Raw genomic sequence first — 18,104 nt, 5'->3', positions numbered from 1 at the left:
CCGTATCGTTATCCCCGAGGGGGCTGCGGCTGGCGCAGGGATGACTGGCGCAGGGCGGGAGAGGAGATGGGCTTTTTTCGGGTTGGTTATAATAAATGTCGGGTCTGTGCGTTATATATATAATAAGGTGAAAAAATATCCACAGATGAAGATACTAAGACTTATAGTGGCGCTGATGCTGCCTGTGGCTGCCCATGCCCAGTATGCCTGGCAGGACGGCGCCGAGGCAGGTCGTCTTGACCTCTCTCGCGATGCCTCCTGGCAGGTGGAGATGCAGGGCGGCTATGCCAAGGGCAAGACTCCGCTATGGCTCAATGCCAACCGTTATGGTCTGAGCACGCTGGACCGCGGCAATGGCTATCTGCGTGCCAGCGTGGTGCGCCCGTTGCAGGCAGACTCTGCCCGCCGCTGGGGTGTGGGCTATGGCCTCGACCTCGTGGGTGGTGTCAATTATGGCACCAACCCCATCGTGCAGCAGGCTTACGCCGAGGTGCGCTGGCTGCATGGTGTGCTCACCGTGGGCAGCAAAGAGTATGGCATGGAACTCAAGAACAACCGGCTCAGCAGTGGTTCGCAGACGCTGGGCATCAATGCGCGCCCCGTTCCCCAGGTGAGAGTGGCGCTGCCCGAGTATTGGACGCTGCCCTTCGGTGGTGGCTGGCTGCAGCTCAAGGGTCATATCGCCTATGGCATGATGACCGATGACAACTGGCAGCATGATTTCACTCATTGTAAGACCGACTATACCGACCATCTGCTCTATCACAGCAAGGCGGGGTATCTGCGTATAGGCAAGGACGAAGACCTCTATCCCCTGTCATTGGAACTGGGGTTGGAGATGGGCGCCCAGTTTGGCGGTACTACCCACAAGCCCGAAGGGAGCGATGACATCAAACTGATCAAGGGCAAGACGGGACTGCGCTCGTTCTGGAATGCCTTTGTCCCTGGTGGTGGCGACGTGGGCGAGGGTGAGTATGCCAATGTCGAGGGCAACCAGCTGGGCAGCTGGCTCATGCGTATCAACTACAACGCCGATACCTGGCGGCTGGGGCTTTACGCCGACCACTTCTTTGAAGACCATTCGGGTATGTTCATGCTCGACTACGACGGCTATGGCGAGGGCGACGAGTATATGGTGAAGAAGGACCGCCGTTTCTATATGTATGACCTCAAGGACATCATGCTCGGTGCCGAACTCAATCTCAAGTACTGCAGCTGGCTCCATAATGTGGTGGTAGAGTATCTCTATACCAAGTATCAGAGCGGCCCTCTCTATCACGACCATACCATGAACATCCCCGACCATATCGCCGGCAACGACGACTACTACAACCACGGCACCTATCCCGGTTGGCAGCACTGGGGTCAGGTAATGGGCAATCCGCTCTATCGCTCGCCCATCTACAATGACAACGGGCGCATCCATGTAGCCAACAATCGGTTTATGGCTTTCCACCTGGGCGTCGATGGCAATGTGACGCGGACGACAGACTATCGTCTGCTCGCCACCTGGCAAGACGGACTGGGCACCTATGACCAGCCATACCTCAAGAAGCGCCACAACGTGAGTTTTCTCGTTGAGGTTGGTTGCCGGCTGAAGCACAACTGGCAGCTGCGTGGTGGCTACGCCATGGACTTCGGTTCGATACTGGGCCACAATGCTGGCGTGCAGTTTACCCTGAGCAAGGGCGGTCTGCTGGAAAAGAATACTAAGAAAAGAAGATGATGAGAAGACATATACTATCCATAATGATGGCAATGGCCCTGACTATGGGTGTTGCCTCGTGTGAACTGGAGCGCGACCACAATGGCGACCTCGCCGGCTATTGGCACCTGGAACGAGTAGATACGTTGCAGACGGGCGGCGTGAAGGATATGAGCAGAGACCGTGTGTTCTGGGCAGTGCAGGGCAAGTTGCTCTATCTGCGCGATGCCGACCATCCCGACAGTTGCTACTTTATGCGTTTTGTCCACAGCGACGGCTATCTCACCCTTTCCCAGCCCTACTACTATGGCTGGCATCAAGATACGGAAGATGGCGGTGACCATCCCGTAACCGAAGCCCGTTGGCTTTCCCGCTTTGGCATCAATGCACTGGAAGAGAAGTATAATGCCGAGCAGCTCACTGCCTCGCGCATGACGCTGGCGACGGACAGGCTAAGGCTGCATTTCAAGAAGTTCTGATACGTGGCTCTATTACAGCAAAGAGGCGACACACTCGTTAAGTACAGTGTGTCGCCTCTTTGCTTTTAATGTTGTCATGACCCCATGTGCGATAATGACTTGGACAGGCTCCCTGAGTATAAGCGTCGACAGATATTATTCCCTTTTGCTTATCCTGTAATTGAGTGCCAGATTATACGCCGTATAGAGTGTGATGTCTATCAATACCACTCCCGTGATGCCCATTAGGGGGAATAGCCATAGATTGAGCGGAATGTAGAACAGTGCCAGTGCCAGTATAGCACATAAAGCCTGGTGCATGGTGCATCCCGCGCGCATCAATTTGTGATGGATGTGGCTCTTGTCAGCCGAAAATAGGGGAGAATGATGATGCAGGCGGTGCAGGATAACTCTGACGACATCGAATACAGGGATAATAAGTAGTGTATAAGCCAACAGCAGACGATGGGCATCGACGGGCATGGCATGGCCATTGACCATCACAAACTTGATGACCAGGAAACTGAGCAGGAAGCCCAGGGTAAGGCTGCCGCTGTCGCCCATGAATATCTTGCGGTTCTTCTCGGCCTTGCCAAACAGGTTGAAGTACAGATAGGGAATGAGTACTCCAGCCATGCCGGCTATGATGATGCAGTAGGAGTTGAGTCCCTGCTGGTCATAGCCATACAGGAGTCCTAACAGCGCAATAAGCGAAAGGCTGGCAGCCAGTCCGTCGATACCGTCGATCAGATTGATGGCGTTGCTGATAAACACGATGACAAAGACCGTAAGCAGGGCGCCGATAAAAGCCGGTATCTCGTAGATGCCGCAGAAACCATGCAGATTGTTGATGGTAAGACCGGCAAGGGGCATCAAGGCGGCGGCGACAATCTGGGCGACAAACTTAATGCGGGCACTGAGGCCAAATAGGTCGTCGATGATGCCCACGACATAGATGATGAGCAGGCTGAAGAAGAAGATTATCGTCCACAGGTTGAGCGGTATGCGCTGCTCCAATGCAGGGTCGCTGTCCAAGGTGGATATAGCCACGAGGGCGGCTATCACCATGCTTGGAATGAAGGTAATTCCTCCAAGCCGGGGGATGAGGTTGTGGTGCAACTTGCGGCCGTTGGGAATGTCATAGAGCCCTTTAGCTTTGCAGAAGTTGAGAGTAAGCGGTATAAACAGGAAACCGCAGAGTATGCTGATAATAAATGTACCTATATCGAGTAGTCTATCAATAGCCATTTAATAGTCTTTTTATAAGAATAACCGCATAATGGCAACAATTATTGTGTAAACTCTAAAAAAAAGCAATAAAAAACAGATTATTGAGTTATCAATAAAATGAAGAGACAATAAAAACAATGAGAATAAGTATTGTCACTGTAGCATACAACAGTGCGAAAACTATACAGAAAACGATAACATCGGTATTGGAGCAAAGCTATAATGATATAGAATACATTATAGTTGATGGAGGTTCTACCGATATGACTCTCGATATTATCTCACATTACGAACCGCTTTTTGACGGCCGTATGAAGTGGAAATCTGAAGCAGACAAGGGTATCTATGATGCCATGAATAAAGGTATCAGCATGGCGACGGGTGATGTTGTCGGCTTTCTCAATTCGGACGATTACTACACGTCGTCAACTGTAGTTGAACGGATATGCGATGCTTTTGATTCTGAAAGCACTGATGCTGTCTATGGTGATATTCACTTCATACGCCGTTCTAATCCAGACAAGATAATACGCTATTATTCTTCAAGTAAGTTCAGCCCAGTCTGGTTGCGTTTCGGCTTTATGCCAGCCCATCCATCATTTTATCTTCGGCGAAAGAGGTATGAACAGGCTGGAGGATACAGTACGGATTATAGAATCGCCGCAGACTATGAAATGATGGTACGTCTTTTTCATAAATGGCATATTCGGGCAAAATATATCCCCGTAGATTGCGTCACAATGTGTACGGGAGGTGTAAGCACCCGTAATATTCATAGCAAGATAGTGCTATTGAACGAAGATGTAAGGGCTTGTCGTGAAAATGGAGTCTACACCAATATCTTTATGGTGTCCTTGAAGGTGTTGTATAAAATATTTGAATATCGCAGGTGGTGATTTCTCGCTTACTTGTGATGTGACAACAAACTGCAGTAGAGATTGAAATATTCATGAAATTTCTGTTCGGAATTGAAATTATCTACGATGTGTAGTCTGCATAGTTCTTCGGGAACAGGATTGTGGCTATATAATCGGATACTATCCAGTGCTGCGGAGATGTCGCCTTGGTCAATGACCTTACCAATCTGTTTAGTCAGGGATTCTGAGCTGCCACCGGTGTCGTAGGTTATTACTGGCGTTCCACATGCCAAAGCCTCTAAGTTGGTGGTCGGGAAATTGTCTTCCCAGGTGAGGTTCATATATACATCGGCGATGGAATACAACTTACGCATATCAGCTACATTCTGAGTGCGCTTGATGCCGATGACACCAGTGGGCAACTGCTTGAGCATCTTATCCGTAAGTCCCACCAACACGATGGTGTATTCGTCATCGAGCATGTGTCTCAGCTGGATGAAGTCTTCAAATCCTTTGCGGAACCAGTTTGAGGCTACACCCAAAACAATTCTCTTATCGTGGGGAATGTTGTATTTAGTATATAGACCGTCTGTATCTCTGTCTATGTAAAATGTATTGGTGTCAATGCCGTTGTGGATATGATACAAGGGCAGGTCTTTGAGAAAAGACTGCTTGACATCGTTTTGCAGCCATTGGCTTACTGCTATGAGCGTAAGGTTGGGAACAGAACAGAAATAATGTTTCTTCAAAAGATAGTTTCGTTTTGAGCGGTCTAAGAGGATGCTTTTGGGATAAGTATCCCTCTGTGGGCAATGTTGGCATAGGGTTTTCCACTTGTCGCATCTGGCAAACATGTAATGTGCGCAATGTCCTGTATATGCCCAACAGTCGTGCAGTGTCCAGACTATGGGTTTGCCTGTTTTGGCCAAATAATCGAAAAGGATGGGATAATTGAGATAATAACCATGAATGTTGTGAAGATGGATAATGTCCGGATTGACAGTTTCTATATAGTCGATGAGCCGTCGAGTGGCTCCGCGTGACATCAGGCCATGGTTATCCATGATGCGTGAGGTAACCCCATGTATTTGTTCGTCGCGTATGCTGCCAATCTGATAGAGCTCTGACTGGCTTGGGTTATACCATCGTCCATAGGCGATGATGCTGCGCCATCCATTGGATAATGCTATCTTTCCTATTCCCTCAGCAATTTTGCCATGAGAGCCCCAGTTGGCTGTAATATTTATTTGTAAGAGTGTGGGCATATTAGAAGTTGGCTTGTGGTACAAATGTGGCTTTGGTTTTCCAATAATAATCTCCCATTTCGTCAAGCGATTCTTGTGACCAGGTATGGAATATGCAACCGGCAGGAGTGAGAGTCATCTCTCCAAAATAGATATGCTCTCCGGTATCATACAAATCTATACGCACCAGTTCAATGCCTTTTGCCAAATCAGAGGCAATACGAACCATTCTATCAAGATTCTTTGGTCTGGCGATAGTATACGAACATCCGTTCTTGTTATAGTTGGGCAGTGGCTTCCAATCCAAAGTAAGAGGCATGTAGTTAGCTTCTCCATCAATTCTGTCAAAGCAGACTAATACGCAGAATGGTTCCCCGTTAATACATATGAATTTGTAGTCTGTTAGGGAAGTTTGGTTGCTGTCGCCTATATATTCTTCACAGATGACCTTACGTGTAATCAGATTATAATGATTCTCTGAACAAGGATAACCTTTACGATTATAAAACCATTTATGCAATAGAGAAGACACTGTCTGATAACTAAGTGTGTCTTTGTGTTGACAAATGATGTTCATTCCTGCTCCATAATTCATCTTCAGAGCAAATGAATCGGGCAATTTGTCGAATTCAGTCTTCGTTATGGGTTTATCCCAAACTCCTAACAGATTGGGAAGAATGTCGGAATGTCCTCTCTCTCTTACGAATTCTCTTACAAGAAACTTGTCTGCCAATTTGTATAACTTCAAAGAGTTACCCTCTAATACATATTTTATCCATATCTCAGACAGGTCTTTAGGATGACTGAAGTGTGGAAGGCGATGGCGATTATGTATATATGCAATGATAAAGAATAATCGGGGGGATATCTTTGAAATCAAATGATTGAGTTTGTCTTTGAGTTCTTTCATCTTTCTATCTTTTATTACAACTGAGGAAATAACGCACATGGCTGATGGGCCAGAATGGTTCGAAGTGGCGTCGGTTGATAACTCTGCCTTCGAAAGAGAAATAATGCTTGTGGTCTGACTGCGAAAAAACATACTTGTAGCAGTTGCAGGCAATATCTATCGCCTGATTGTTGGCCTGTGACAGCTTGCCATAGGGAAACGCAAAGTATTCGCACTCGGTACCCAGCTGATTTTCGATGATATGTTTGCAATCGCATATCTGGTGATGTAGAATATCGCGGTCTTCGCTGTTAATCATAAAGTGGTCCAAAGTATGGGCTCCGATGATATGCCCTCGCTGTGAGAGGTCTTTGATATGATGCCAACGCATGGGATTCTTGCCAGGAGTCATGACAATATTATCATTGAAGTTGCGTATATATTGCTCGTCACCATCCACATAGTTGGGATTGATGAAGAACATGGCGTTGGTGCCAAATTCTTGCAAGAGAGGTGCAAAGAGTGTATAGCATTCCATAAATCCATCATCAAATGTAAAGGCGACAACTGGCTTATCAGGATGCTCTCTGTTGACAATCATCTTGACGGCCTCTTCTATACGTACGAATCTGGCTTGTCCAGACAGTTGGGTTAGCAACCGTCTGAAGGTGTCGGGTTCTATTTCTTTTTCAATGCGATGGCCATTGAGAATATGTATTCCTGGAGCAGGAGTGGCTATGCAGCCCAATGTGCTTAAAACGCAAGAACGAAGCAGGCTTCTGATATTTGCAGTTAGTGATGAATTCATAGTTTTGTTAATCGTTGGTTATTTTCCGTATAATATCCAATTGATAATGGATATTCCATTTGCTGTCGATTTCATCGAAAGCGGCGCTGCGTGTCTGGTTACGTTGGCAATCATTTTGTCCGAGCCATTTCTTTAATACGCGTACCAGGTCATGGGTGTCGTTGTGGTGAAAGAAATCACCTGTTATGCCTGGTTTGATGGCTTCAAATTCAGGGGCTTGGTAAGCAAAGTTGTCATGAGTGATGACAGGGCAGCCAAAACTGAGTGCATGAATGGCTGTGAGCCCTACGTGGCCAGGCGAAACACAAATGGCTGCATCGTAGAACAACTGGCCTAAAACGGTGTCATCGTAACAGGGACCATACATCCAAATCTGTTGGCTGACACCACGCTGCAAGGCATAGCGGTCTACATCCACTTGTTCTGTATCTTTGCCCACGAAGATGATGTTGGCATTTATGCCTTCTGCCTTTAGCTCGACAAGAGCATCGATAAGCATATCCAACTTCTTGATTTTCTGTAATCGCCCACAATATATAATGGTGGGGTCAGAGTTGTTGAAATGTTTTGAGTATATATCTGTTGGGCCAAGTTGCCGCCTGATTTCCATATCTTTGTCAGAGTCCAGCGAGTTGGCTATACACACCATCTTATTTCGGTCTATACCTTCCTGCTCCATCAGGTTGATGGAGTATTCATTATATACCATCAGTTTGGAGTGAAGGGCATAATATAACTTCTTGACAACTCTCTTCACTGCCCCCTCTCTGCCATACCATCCATGTGTCCAGGCTATGGCCTTTTTTCCCATCAGCCGAGCAAGCAAAATGATGACCCAGGACGAAAGGCAGAAAGGCTCACCATCAAGAATGAAATATTTGTAGTGTCCAAATAATGGGCGGAGAGAGCCTTTTTGCCAATAAAACTTGTTGATAAAGATATTGTGCAGCGTCTTCTTATATCCCGTAAGCGCATGATAATCGAAAGTCTTGATTTCAAACTGCAGGCGGTCGCCTATATAGAAGTCTGTATTCAACGCTTCTCCTAAGAGGTTGAATATCGGATATCGGTAATGAGGGCCGATATTGGTAATCATACAGATATTGGATTGCTTCATAATGAAATCACTTGGTTGTAGAGTTGTTGGCTATTTCTCCTTTTTCGTTGTATCTTGAGAGTAGAAAACCATATAACATCCATAGGCTGAAGCATTTGACGCCTGGGCCAAATGGGGGATAGGCTTCAAAGAGTCCATTAAGCAGAAAAGCGATTAGAAGTATATAAGAGGTCAATGCCAATTTGCTTTCGTCTTTGTGCTTTCTTACCTGATAGATGAGGTGTATCACAAAAACAGCAAACAGGGTCAGACCAATGACACCGAACTCAGTCAGAATGTTTAGTGGCAGACAATCAACATAATAATTACCCGAACCTATCCATAGATTTTGTGGAATGAGCTTGAATGCGATTGAAAATGCCAAAAGTCGGTTTGAACTTAATGAGTTGATGTCTGTTGTATCTCGTCCACCAAGGATGATGCCGTTGATGATTAATTCATACAGATTGGCATTGACAAGGATGATTATGGATGCAAGAAGAAACAATGCCACCATCCATCTTTTGGTTTTCTTGCTGCTCAGGTGAGCGAACAGATAATAGATAATGAAAAGGGCGCTTATAAATGTGGCGCGCGACCTCAGCATGACAATCACTATAAAGATGAAAATGCTACTTATCCAGATGGCTCTTTGTATGTTTTTGTTGTTGGGCTTGTAAAACATAAACGGCAGGAATATGCAGCACAAGAGTATCTGGCCTATAGAGTTCTTGTCTTCGTAGGCGTATGACTTGCTGGACAAGTCGGCGCTTTGAAGAAAGTTCAGATACAACTCGGCTGAGAGCAGAATACCGCATACTATCATGATGATGCAGATGTTCCGCATTACGGTGTAATTGCCGTAATGCAGCCAATAGTTGTATGACGCCATGGTTATAATGAGAGATATGAATATGTTGTATATGTCTGGGGTAAAATGTTGGTTTCCCGTCAGCACTTGGCAAAAGCCGGCATAAAGCACCATCATAATAATAAAAGCGTAGAAGGGAAACAATCTGTTGCTCAAAAATGATTGAGGGGTTGTCAGCATCAGGAATGAGAAGGGCAAAATCCATACGAGCTTCAGTATCCTGTCTGCACCAGTCTCCAGCATAAATGGCGATTGGGACAGAAGGCTGAATGTTATAGACATGACAAACAGCAGAGTAGCTATATGGAAATTCCAGTTACGCATTCTTTGATGATTGGGTTATCTTGCTTTTCTTATTGATGTAATATTGGGTTATTATGTAAATGACGATAAAGAATATAGCTGTGTATGTCAATGTTATCGTGGCATAATCCCTTGCTGCGTATTGGCCGTCATTCCCTCTTATAACGATGAAGCCGGTGACGACCATTGACAGGTCGCGGATAAATCTGATGGTAAAGAGGGTCCAGGTCTTTCCCAGTGCTATAAGTTCCGAGGTCAATACGTTTGAACAGCATGTAAAGAGGGTTGTCATGACCGAAATCTTCAGCACGGGTTCCATGCCAGTAAACGAGGGGCCGTATATGTTCAGTATCAATGGAGTCGCTATATAGACAGCGATAAGAGGAACGATAGTGCAGCAGATGTTGACTCCTATCATGACATTTACGCTCTTCTTGTGTTTGTTGTAGTCGTCTCCTAAGGCGCTGAGATGGGATAATATTACATTGGATAGGAATGTAGGTACGGTCAGTATGACAGCATACCATAATTCGCTTGCAGTATAAATGCCTACCTCGCCTAAGGTAGCGTATTTGGTGATGATTAATATGCCAAGCCATTTGCTCAGCGCGAATGTAAACTCTTGTAAAGCTATAGGAAGGGAGAACTTGGCAATAGTCCATGAATGCCGACTTCGGGTCTTGAACAACGAATAGTGTGCATGACAGTTGATGCAGTAGGCGTTGTAGACAGCGGCAATCACCTGTGAACAGACCAGCGTTGTCAATGCCCCCGTGATTCCCAAATAATAGGTAAGAGGGATGCATCCAACAATCATGACTACTCCGGAAAGCGTATTGCTATAGGCTATACGCTTGAAGTCGCCGAATCCGGCAAGGATGCCATATTGGGTTGTGCTGATAGCACGGACAATGATGAGCAGTCCTAACGCCTGAAATGTCGAGGCCAATGATGGGGCATTGAGAAATGTGGATAGGGGAGTGGCAAAGACTATCAGCAGCAGGGCGATTGATGCACTGGCTACCGTTGTGATGTCTATCGATGCTTTGACAATGCTGTCTATATCTGCCTTTTGCTTTTCCTTGCTTTCTGCGACAAACTTTGTCGATGAATATCCTAATCCCAATGTGGCAAAAGCCGCGAATTGGAACATCGTTGTCTTGACAAATCCATATTCTCCATACAAGTCCTTTCCAAGCATTCTGGCTATGATGATGCCAGAAAGAAGCATAAGGCCATAGCCAATGCCATTTCCAAAGACGGCCCATGACGAGTCTTTGAAGAAGTTGCTTTTGAAGATGGAATGGATTGTGGATTTAATATGAGAAGCCATAATTGGATGTGGTTACTTTCTGGTAAACAGTCCGACAAACAAGTCCTTGCATATCACGACGGTGGTGACAATCCAACTCAGGATCATCATCAATGCCACAAATATCATGCGCTTGGGGCCGGCGGGGAGCTGGGGAACGGAGGCTTCCTTGATGATGGTGAATGCCGGTGTGTTCTCCTGTACCTTGGCCTGGGCTTGCTGCAACTGGGTGTTCAGCGTGCTGTAGGTGTTGTACTTCAGCTGCATGTCGTTTTCCAAGTCGCTCTGCTTGGCCTTGTAACTCTCCAGTATCACGTCCATGTTGGCATCGGAATAGCTACCGTATATCTGCCGTGCCTTCTCATACTGGTGCTTGGCCTCGGTGGTGAGCTTCTTGTAGTATTCATAGTCAACCTTTGCCTTGTTGGTGCGGTAGCGTGTGATGGCATTCTGCAACTCGGCCATTGCCTTGTCTGCTATCGTGGCCGCAATCAGTGGGTCCTGGTCTTCCACGGTGATGTTGATGACACCTGTCTTGGGGTCTATACCACAGGTTACATTCTTACGTATCGCACCCAATATGTCGTCCTGCTCCTCTGTGAGCCAGAACAGGTTCATGTCTTTTGTAGAGTCTTTGGCCTTCTTGCCGAACAGCTTTTTGGGTAGGTTTTTCAACCAGTTGAATGGCACAGCCAGCAGATATGGCTTCTGATGTTTGAGCAGATAGTCGTAGTAAGTGGTATTGACGCTACCGTCCTTGCTCTTGACCTTGCATTGTGTAAGATTGATGGCAAAGTCGTTGGTGTTGATTAGCGCGGGATACAGGTCGGGGTATATGGCATCGCCCGTAGAACTGTTGCCGAGGTTGAAACCGAATGACGAGGCCAGCGACGACAGGCTGTTCTTGCCCATGATGTCTCCTATCTCGGGAGCCAGCACCACGCTGCTGGTATAGTAACGTGGCACGGGGAATATGATGATACAGGCTACGGCAAAGGTAGCAAGCGACACCTTGAGAAACAGCTTCTTCCTGCTGGTTACTCGTTTGGCGACTACTATGATGTCTATCTGATTATCTCTTTCGTTCATAATGGTTATTGTCTTACTTCAACAGATTGGCGAGCGAGGCTATCATGGTGGCGAGCGAGGCTACCGATGTGCCTATTCCGAGCCACTGGCCTACGGCCGAGGCATTGCGCTTGGGCTTGCTGGGCACCACGATTTCGCATCCGGGGCGTACCTTGGCGTTGTGGGCCACACGACCTACGGTGCCGTTCATATATATAATAATGGTACGGCTCTTCTTGGCGCGCTGGCCGAATCCGCCCGCCTGGTCGATGTAGTATGAGTAGCGGCGCCCCTTCTCGTAGGCCACGGTGTTGGGGAACATCACGTCGCCGCTTATCTTCACCGTTCCGTTGTATTGGGGGATGATGATCTGGTCGCCTTCGCGCAGCACCAGGTCGGCATCGCTTCCGGGGTTGGCCAGCGCTTCAGCCAGTTCGATACCCACGGGATAGGTGTCTGAGAGCTGCAGCAGCGCCACATTGATGGAGTCGCTGTTGGCGCCCTGTCCTGCCAGCAGACGGGTCACGGCCTGCATCTTGATGCGCTCCGATTCGGTGGTGCGGCGCATCAGTCGCGCACCGTTGATATAGGCCAGGTCGGTCACTCCGCCCGCCTTGCGCAGCACGTCGCTCAGTCGCTCGTTCTTGTGCGACAGGGTGTAGGTGCCGGCAAACATCACCTCGCCTTCGATGGTCACGTTCTGTGGAGTGGCGTAGCCAGGACTGCGGCGTACATAGATTTCGTCGTAGGGCATGAGGTGGAATCCGGCCTGTCCGTCGATGACGAACCCGTCGCGCAGTGCCAGACTGTAGGTACGGGCGATGATGCTGTCGGTCTGGGTGGCTTTGGGGTCGCGTATGCGGCGTGCCACGTCTACCTTGACCGTTGAGGCCTGGTCGTTGAGTCCGCCCGCCTGGAGTATCAGGTCTTCGATGGTCATGTTGGCGGCATAGCGGTAGATGCCTGGATAGTGTACCTCGCCGTGCAGGGTGAGGGTCTGTTCCTGCATCAGCTCCTGGCGTGTGGGCACAAAGAGTATGTCGTTCTTCTGCAGGGCTATGTCGGCTACGCGTCCTTCCATGATGCCGTCTATGTCAACGGGGATGACCTCGAGACTGCGGTCGGCGCGCATGCGGTGCATCACGGCATGGGCGGTGAAGGCTTGTTCGGTCACTCCCTCGGCATGCTCGAGCAGCGAGCGCACGCTGGTAATCTCGCCGCCCACCTGGTATTTGCCGGGACGGAATACGGCTCCCTTGACCTCGACCATGTTTTCATAGCGGTTCAGGATAGAGTCGACGGTGATAGAGTCGCCATCGGCGATGTGGAAAGAGTTCATGTCAAACTCGCCCACGTTGTAGACCGAGTATTCGCGGCCGGTCTTGCGTATCAGGCGCACCGAGCGGGTATAGGCGTCGCCGGTAAACGAGCCGGCATATTTGAGCAGGGTGCCCACGCTCTCGCTCTTCTTCATCTCATAGTACATGGGGCGCTTCACCTTGCCGGTGATGTTGACCAGACAGTCGTAGGGCCCCACCACGATGACGTCGTTGTCGGTGAGGTGGATGTTGCTGGCCTTGCCGTTGAGTATGTAGTCATAGACATCGACATGGGCGATGAGGCGGTTGGCACGGAATATCTTGATGTCGCGCAGCGTACCTATGTCGTTGGGACCGCCTGCCATGTAGAGTGCATTGAACACGGTGGAGAAGGCCGACAGGGTGTAGGTGCCCGGCATGCGCACCTCGCCCATCACGTTGACCATGATGGTCTTGGTCTGTCCCACGGTCAGTCTTACCTTCGAACTCTGGTAGCGGCTGCCCAGTGTCTGGCGCAGTCGGGCATTGGCTTGTGCCACGGTGAGACCGCTTACCTGTACGGGGCCGAAACCTTCGATGGTCACATCGCCGTCGGGCGATACGGTGTATTGGTAGCTCTTCTGCGAGGCACCATAGATGTCTATGATAACGGCGTCGCCCGGCCCCAGACGGTAGTCGCCGGGGGTGGCGATGTTCATATTGGGCTCGAAGGTGAGCTTCTTGTTGTTGAAGATGTCGCGGCCGAACACTTTCTTCGTCTTCCGCTCGGCCATCAGCTGCCGGTAGAGGGCAATGGTGTCTGTGGGCAGTATGGCCGACAGTTCGCGCTGGAACTCAGCCGTCTGCTCGTCGTCTTCTATCTCTGTGCGCAGATTGTTTTCCTGCTGTATCAGCGTGCTGGTCTGGCTCTTGGCCTGGGCAGCCTTCTTCTTTTCGCCGTTGGCTGTGCGCATGCGGCTGTTTGCCTTTTCCACTGCCTGGTCGGCCACTACGCCCATACCTTTATTCTGTATCTGGCGTTCATACTTGTCTCTCACGCGGCGTATCTGCGTGATGTTCACGCCGCGCTGCATCAGCTTGGTCACTATCTGTGCCTGCGATGTGCCGGCATTGTGCTCTTTTACCACAAACTGCATTACCTGGTCGTCGGTCATTGACGACTGTGCCGATGTGGTGGCCGCAAAGGCCATGAGCGCGATGAGTAATATAACGTATCTTTTCATATTTCTTTTAGAATTTCCTCCCTGTCACGATGCTCAGGGCTGTCTTGATGATAATCTTGGTGTCGAGCCAGAGCGAGCGGTGCTCCAGATAGCTGATGTCCATGTCCAGCCGGCGTAGCATCTTCTCCATCGTGTCGGTGTAACCGTTGTAGAGCGTAGCTTCCGACGTGAGTCCAGGCTGCATCAGGTAAATGAGGCTGTAACGCGCATCCTGCTTCATAATCTTGTCTATGTAGTATTTGCGCTCGGGGCGTGGCCCTACCAGCGACATGTCGCCTCTGAGCACATTCCACAACTGTGGCAGCTCGTCGAGATGATGGCCGCGCAGAAACCGCTCAAGTCTTGTCGATGTCAGCTCGTCGCCTTGGGCAATGAGCTGCGGCCCTTCGTTCTCGGCTTCGCTGCTTAGTGTGCGAAACTTGAATATCACAAAGGGCTTGCCGCCTTTTCCTATGCGCACCTGGCGAAAGAAGATGGGGCCATTCTGTTGTAGTCTTATCGACAGCGCCACTGCCAGCATTACGGGCGAGAGAACCACCATGCCCACCATGGCGAACAGGATGTCGGTTGTCCGCTTGATGGCGAGTTCCATTTTGCCCATTCCGTCTGTAGCCTGTTGTTGAGTCATTTGTTGGTTGTCCTACATTATATAATATAATAACTCGTTTTTTGCCGATTTGTTGCATGATAGCCCAATTATTTTTTTGCCATCTTTCATGGCGGTTGCGGTTGCCACCACGTCGTTGTGTTTATTTTTTTTGGGTATAGGCGGTTATAAAAATGGAAATGGGGGCTGCCTGTGCCTCCATTTCCATTGACCTTTTATCTTACTATGACCTTTTTGACACTACCATCGCTCATGCGGATGATGTTGATACCTTTCTGTTTGTTCTTTAAGCGTTGCCCATTGATAGAATATATGTCGCATTCGTGTGCTTTCCCGGGTGTCGATGGCGTTGCCACACCTACAGTGGCATCGAAATAATGGAGTCTTTTTTCAAGTTTTTTCCATTCGGGATTGCTAAGATATGCATCCTTTGCATCGATAGGAATGTATAGCTCTTCATTGAGATACACATTTTTCAACTTACAAGGTGTGGCAGAATAAAAATAGATATTTGTATGCGAGCTCGAAGAACAAAAAGGGCTACCTTCTAAATCAGGACATCCATATACATGAATGGTTCTGTTCACTCTCTTTCCGTAATCTATCTTAAATGCTCCATCTCCAATATATTTTATGTTTTTGGGAATATATATAGTGGAAAGAGAATCGCATCCTCTAAATGTTTCTTTATATATACTGTCTATTTTTTCGGGGATGTTAATGCTTTTCAGGTGTATAGAAAAGCTGAAAGCAGAGCTTCCCAAATAACTTAAAGAGTTAGGAAGATGGATTTCCTCTAAACGTGAATGATAAAAAGCACCTGCTCCTATGTATTTGACAGAATTAGGAAATGTAATATGAGTGGCATAGGTTCCTTTAAACGACCAATTACTTATGGTGTCAATAGATGCAGTCAAGGGTATTTCCGTTAAACCTGAATTTGCAAAAGAACCATACCCCGTGCTGTGCATGTAGTTGGGTAAATGCACTTTTTTCAAGTTTTCGCAATTCTCGAATATATTCCGAGGAAGCGAGTTTATGTCGTCAATTGTTGCATAGTGTACCAGCATCGTAGGATTGTTTACAGGAGGGAGTTTCTCATAATACCGATATTGGTTTTGCTCTTCATTGTTGCTCATAAGGAGAGTGGCTTCCGACAAATCTATTTCATTCAGCGTGTTGGTATTGTTGTCCTTGTGCCATGCAAGTTTTTTATCCGGAGCATCGTTACCTGGAAAATAATGGGAAAGAAATTTTTGGGAATACATGAATGGAGCCAGATATAGCAAGTCTGAGGAATATATGTTGCCAACAATCTTCAGGCTGGTTATATTAAGAGGTTTGTCGCCCAAGACCTCTTCCAGAGTTCCGGGTTGCTCCATGACTACAGTGAATTGCTGGCTTGGGGAGTTGTCGTCAGCCAGGGCATTGCATGTCAGCGTGATGGCGAACAGGCAGGCAAAAGTGCGTAATGTAAGAAAAAAGTTACTCATAGATGAAATCATTTAAAGTGTTCTGCATGCAAATATAGTTATTTTTTTGATTGCCAACAATTTTTTCCGTTTTTTTCTTGTTGGAATCAACCTTTTTAGTTAGTTTTGCGAAACTAACTAAAATATATATATCTATGGATTATATTACTCCCCTTATGTTTGGTGCCGTCGGTAATGGCAAGGTAGATGACACCGTAGCGTTGAGAAAAAGCATTTCTGCTTCCCATTCTTCTGGAATTCCAATTCTTATCCCCAGTGGTTATACATTCTATGTTACGGAGCCTATTAACGAGAATCGTGAAGTTAGACTATATATCGTTGGAAATTGTATCCATGGACTTAAAATCAAAACGGGAGACGAGGTAAAAACAGGATGTATAAGATTGGGTAACAGCACCCATCTGTTTCAAGATGCTACCGAAATATCGGGCTTTATTAAGGGTGTGTATTTCTATTGCGAAGACTGTAAGGATTTTAACTGGGGAGGAAATGGTGCGCCTAAACACAAGGAAAATACCGTCCATTTTTTTGACAACTGTACGTTGCACTCACTTACTATACGTGATTGCTATTTCTGCAGAATGGAGGCGTTCTTGTACGATAGTTCTCTTTATAGCATTTGCAATATTACATACAGTATGTTCTTGACGTGTTATTGGTTTGCCAAATTTGGTAGCAAAGAGATGATAATGTGCGATTCTACCATTGCCAATAATTATATTAATGGCGGTCAGGAATTGTGTGATAATGAGTGCTTTGAGTTTGGCTATTACAATGCAGCGACTATCACCCATAATTTCATTGACTACTACCGTACTATCTACCACCCCAAGGCTCCCCATCCATGTGGATTTGCAGGCCCGCTTTCTCAAGGCAACCAATACCAAATGTTCAAGTATTTTTATTATTTTGAAGAGCCCCAATTCTCTGATATGACATTTATGAGTGATTGTGATGTATTCAATCACACATTCAGGGAGGACAATGCAACTGGAGTTGATGCGGAAAAATTAGAAGGTTACCAATCTCTTAAGGTTTATAATCAAGACAAAACTGTTAGTGATGATATGCCCCCTTGTATTGCATATACCAAAGAGACTGGTATTATCAGCATAACCAATATGAAAATTGAGAGTTGGGTGAAAACAATCCTGTTTATCAAAGACAGCATTGTCAATTATGAATATTCAAAATTCACATTGACTATCGCTTGTGGAGATGTGTTCGACCGCGATAATGTGGTGCAACTTGAAACTGATTGGAAGGTTTATAATGGAGGACATTATCGCTTTACGAACAAGATAGAGACCAATCTGGTGAAGATGTATTCGTTAGAAGAACTACCCGAAATTACTGAAGGATGGGTGTCGGAAGGGGCAACTTTTGGAATGAATGCGTGTTGTCTTGTTGATAACGGCAGCGGAGGCAAGGAGAAACTTCTGCTTAAAGCATCAATCGCTTATTTTCCAGACGGATGGCATTGTTGCTGGTTGACGGAGCAAGGAATGCCTTTTAGAATCTATTGAGCAGAGAACAACGGTCATTTGCATAAATTCTATAATATAATTGGTTATAAAAAAGGAAATGGAGGCCGCCTGTGCCTCCATTTCCATTGACCTTT

General features: G+C 47.1%; 15 protein-coding genes. 4 read left to right on the top strand and 11 right to left on the bottom strand.

What is annotated here, in order from left to right:
- Positions 1 to 145 precede the first annotated feature (145 nt).
- Positions 146 to 1,726 carry a capsule assembly Wzi family protein gene (locus CIK92_RS07115; RefSeq protein ID WP_094388625.1) on the top strand — a complete coding sequence of 527 codons (1,581 nt, stop codon included), beginning with the start codon at positions 146 to 148 and terminating at the stop codon, positions 1,724 to 1,726.
- Positions 1,723 to 2,184: a lipocalin-like domain-containing protein gene (locus CIK92_RS07110; protein WP_094388624.1), complete on the top strand. Its 462-nt coding sequence runs from the start codon at positions 1,723 to 1,725 to the stop codon at positions 2,182 to 2,184. Before CIK92_RS07115 ends, CIK92_RS07110 begins: the two co-directional genes overlap by 4 nt.
- Positions 2,185 to 2,319: 135 nt before the next feature.
- Here the strand turns inward: CIK92_RS07110 and CIK92_RS07105 are convergent, their stop codons facing one another.
- Entirely contained in the window at positions 2,320 to 3,411 is a 1,092-nt protein-coding gene (locus CIK92_RS07105) for a glycosyltransferase family 4 protein (protein WP_094388623.1), read from the bottom strand.
- Positions 3,412 to 3,530: 119 nt separating this feature from the next.
- Between CIK92_RS07105 and CIK92_RS07100 the strand changes: the two genes are divergently transcribed.
- A complete protein-coding gene (locus CIK92_RS07100) occupies positions 3,531 to 4,289 on the top strand; it encodes a glycosyltransferase family 2 protein (RefSeq protein ID WP_094388622.1) in 759 nt (252 codons plus the stop codon).
- An 8-nt stretch (positions 4,290 to 4,297) separates the two neighbouring features.
- On the opposite strand, the gene CIK92_RS07095 is transcribed toward CIK92_RS07100, so the two are convergent.
- The 10 genes from CIK92_RS07095 to CIK92_RS14050 form a co-directional block, all read right to left on the bottom strand.
- On the bottom strand, positions 4,298 to 5,515 hold the full coding sequence (locus CIK92_RS07095; protein WP_094388621.1) for a glycosyltransferase: 1,218 nt from the start codon (positions 5,513 to 5,515) through the stop codon (positions 4,298 to 4,300).
- 1 nt (position 5,516) lies between these two features.
- Positions 5,517 to 6,404: an ATP-grasp fold amidoligase family protein gene (locus tag CIK92_RS07090; protein ID WP_158214753.1), complete on the bottom strand. Its 888-nt coding sequence runs from the start codon at positions 6,402 to 6,404 to the stop codon at positions 5,517 to 5,519.
- 4 nt (positions 6,405 to 6,408) lie between these two features.
- Positions 6,409 to 7,191 carry a polysaccharide deacetylase family protein gene (locus CIK92_RS07085; RefSeq protein WP_094388663.1) on the bottom strand — a complete coding sequence of 261 codons (783 nt, stop codon included), beginning with the start codon at positions 7,189 to 7,191 and terminating at the stop codon, positions 6,409 to 6,411.
- Positions 7,192 to 7,198: 7 nt separating this feature from the next.
- Positions 7,199 to 8,308, bottom strand: a complete 1,110-nt coding sequence (locus tag CIK92_RS07080) for a glycosyltransferase family 4 protein (RefSeq protein ID WP_094388619.1) — start codon at positions 8,306 to 8,308, stop codon at positions 7,199 to 7,201.
- Between the two features lie 7 nt (positions 8,309 to 8,315).
- A complete protein-coding gene (locus CIK92_RS07075; RefSeq protein WP_144289366.1) occupies positions 8,316 to 9,482 on the bottom strand; it encodes an O-antigen ligase in 1,167 nt (388 codons plus the stop codon).
- Positions 9,475 to 10,794, bottom strand: a complete 1,320-nt coding sequence (locus tag CIK92_RS07070; protein WP_094388617.1) for an oligosaccharide flippase family protein — start codon at positions 10,792 to 10,794, stop codon at positions 9,475 to 9,477. The genes CIK92_RS07075 and CIK92_RS07070 overlap by 8 nt, the downstream gene beginning before the upstream one ends.
- A gap of 12 nt (positions 10,795 to 10,806) precedes the next feature.
- Entirely contained in the window at positions 10,807 to 11,862 is a 1,056-nt protein-coding gene (locus tag CIK92_RS07065; protein ID WP_094388616.1) for a GNVR domain-containing protein, read from the bottom strand.
- A 13-nt stretch (positions 11,863 to 11,875) separates the two neighbouring features.
- On the bottom strand, positions 11,876 to 14,383 hold the full coding sequence (locus CIK92_RS07060; protein WP_094388615.1) for an SLBB domain-containing protein: 2,508 nt from the start codon (positions 14,381 to 14,383) through the stop codon (positions 11,876 to 11,878).
- A gap of 7 nt (positions 14,384 to 14,390) precedes the next feature.
- A complete protein-coding gene (locus CIK92_RS07055; protein WP_094388614.1) occupies positions 14,391 to 15,011 on the bottom strand; it encodes a sugar transferase in 621 nt (206 codons plus the stop codon).
- 194 nt (positions 15,012 to 15,205) lie between these two features.
- Positions 15,206 to 16,483, bottom strand: coding sequence for a leucine-rich repeat domain-containing protein (locus CIK92_RS14050; protein ID WP_158214752.1), 1,278 nt, complete (start codon positions 16,481 to 16,483; stop codon positions 15,206 to 15,208).
- A 134-nt stretch (positions 16,484 to 16,617) separates the two neighbouring features.
- Here CIK92_RS14050 and CIK92_RS07045 point away from each other — a divergent pair, with 134 nt between their 5' ends.
- Positions 16,618 to 18,009, top strand: a complete 1,392-nt coding sequence (locus CIK92_RS07045; RefSeq protein ID WP_094388612.1) for a hypothetical protein — start codon at positions 16,618 to 16,620, stop codon at positions 18,007 to 18,009.
- The last annotated feature ends 95 nt before the right edge of the window (positions 18,010 to 18,104 follow it).

This window comes from Prevotella sp. P4-67 (genome assembly GCF_002251325.1).
In the GTDB taxonomy this organism is placed as follows: domain Bacteria; phylum Bacteroidota; class Bacteroidia; order Bacteroidales; family Bacteroidaceae; genus Prevotella.
Note: the sequence above shows the minus strand (reverse complement) of the source record. Positions and strands in the feature narration are given on the sequence as shown.

Excerpts from the sequence above, each read along its gene's own strand:
- CIK92_RS07115 (WP_094388625.1), top strand. The coding sequence starts at position 146 with ATGAAGATACTAAGACTTATAGTGGCGCTGATGCTGCCTGTGGCTGCC.
- CIK92_RS07110 (WP_094388624.1), top strand. The coding sequence starts at position 1,723 with ATGATGAGAAGACATATACTATCCATAATGATGGCAATGGCCCTGACT.
- CIK92_RS07105 (WP_094388623.1), bottom strand. The coding sequence starts at position 3,411 with ATGGCTATTGATAGACTACTCGATATAGGTACATTTATTATCAGCATA.
- CIK92_RS07100 (WP_094388622.1), top strand. The coding sequence starts at position 3,531 with ATGAGAATAAGTATTGTCACTGTAGCATACAACAGTGCGAAAACTATA.
- CIK92_RS07095 (WP_094388621.1), bottom strand. The coding sequence starts at position 5,515 with ATGCCCACACTCTTACAAATAAATATTACAGCCAACTGGGGCTCTCAT.
- CIK92_RS07090 (WP_158214753.1), bottom strand. The coding sequence starts at position 6,404 with ATGAAAGAACTCAAAGACAAACTCAATCATTTGATTTCAAAGATATCC.
- CIK92_RS07085 (WP_094388663.1), bottom strand. The coding sequence starts at position 7,191 with ATGAATTCATCACTAACTGCAAATATCAGAAGCCTGCTTCGTTCTTGC.
- CIK92_RS07080 (WP_094388619.1), bottom strand. The coding sequence starts at position 8,308 with ATGAAGCAATCCAATATCTGTATGATTACCAATATCGGCCCTCATTAC.
- CIK92_RS07075 (WP_144289366.1), bottom strand. The coding sequence starts at position 9,482 with ATGCGTAACTGGAATTTCCATATAGCTACTCTGCTGTTTGTCATGTCT.
- CIK92_RS07070 (WP_094388617.1), bottom strand. The coding sequence starts at position 10,794 with ATGGCTTCTCATATTAAATCCACAATCCATTCCATCTTCAAAAGCAAC.
- CIK92_RS07065 (WP_094388616.1), bottom strand. The coding sequence starts at position 11,862 with ATGAACGAAAGAGATAATCAGATAGACATCATAGTAGTCGCCAAACGA.
- CIK92_RS07060 (WP_094388615.1), bottom strand. The coding sequence starts at position 14,383 with ATGAAAAGATACGTTATATTACTCATCGCGCTCATGGCCTTTGCGGCC.
- CIK92_RS07055 (WP_094388614.1), bottom strand. The coding sequence starts at position 15,011 with ATGACTCAACAACAGGCTACAGACGGAATGGGCAAAATGGAACTCGCC.
- CIK92_RS14050 (WP_158214752.1), bottom strand. The coding sequence starts at position 16,483 with ATGAGTAACTTTTTTCTTACATTACGCACTTTTGCCTGCCTGTTCGCC.
- CIK92_RS07045 (WP_094388612.1), top strand. The coding sequence starts at position 16,618 with ATGGATTATATTACTCCCCTTATGTTTGGTGCCGTCGGTAATGGCAAG.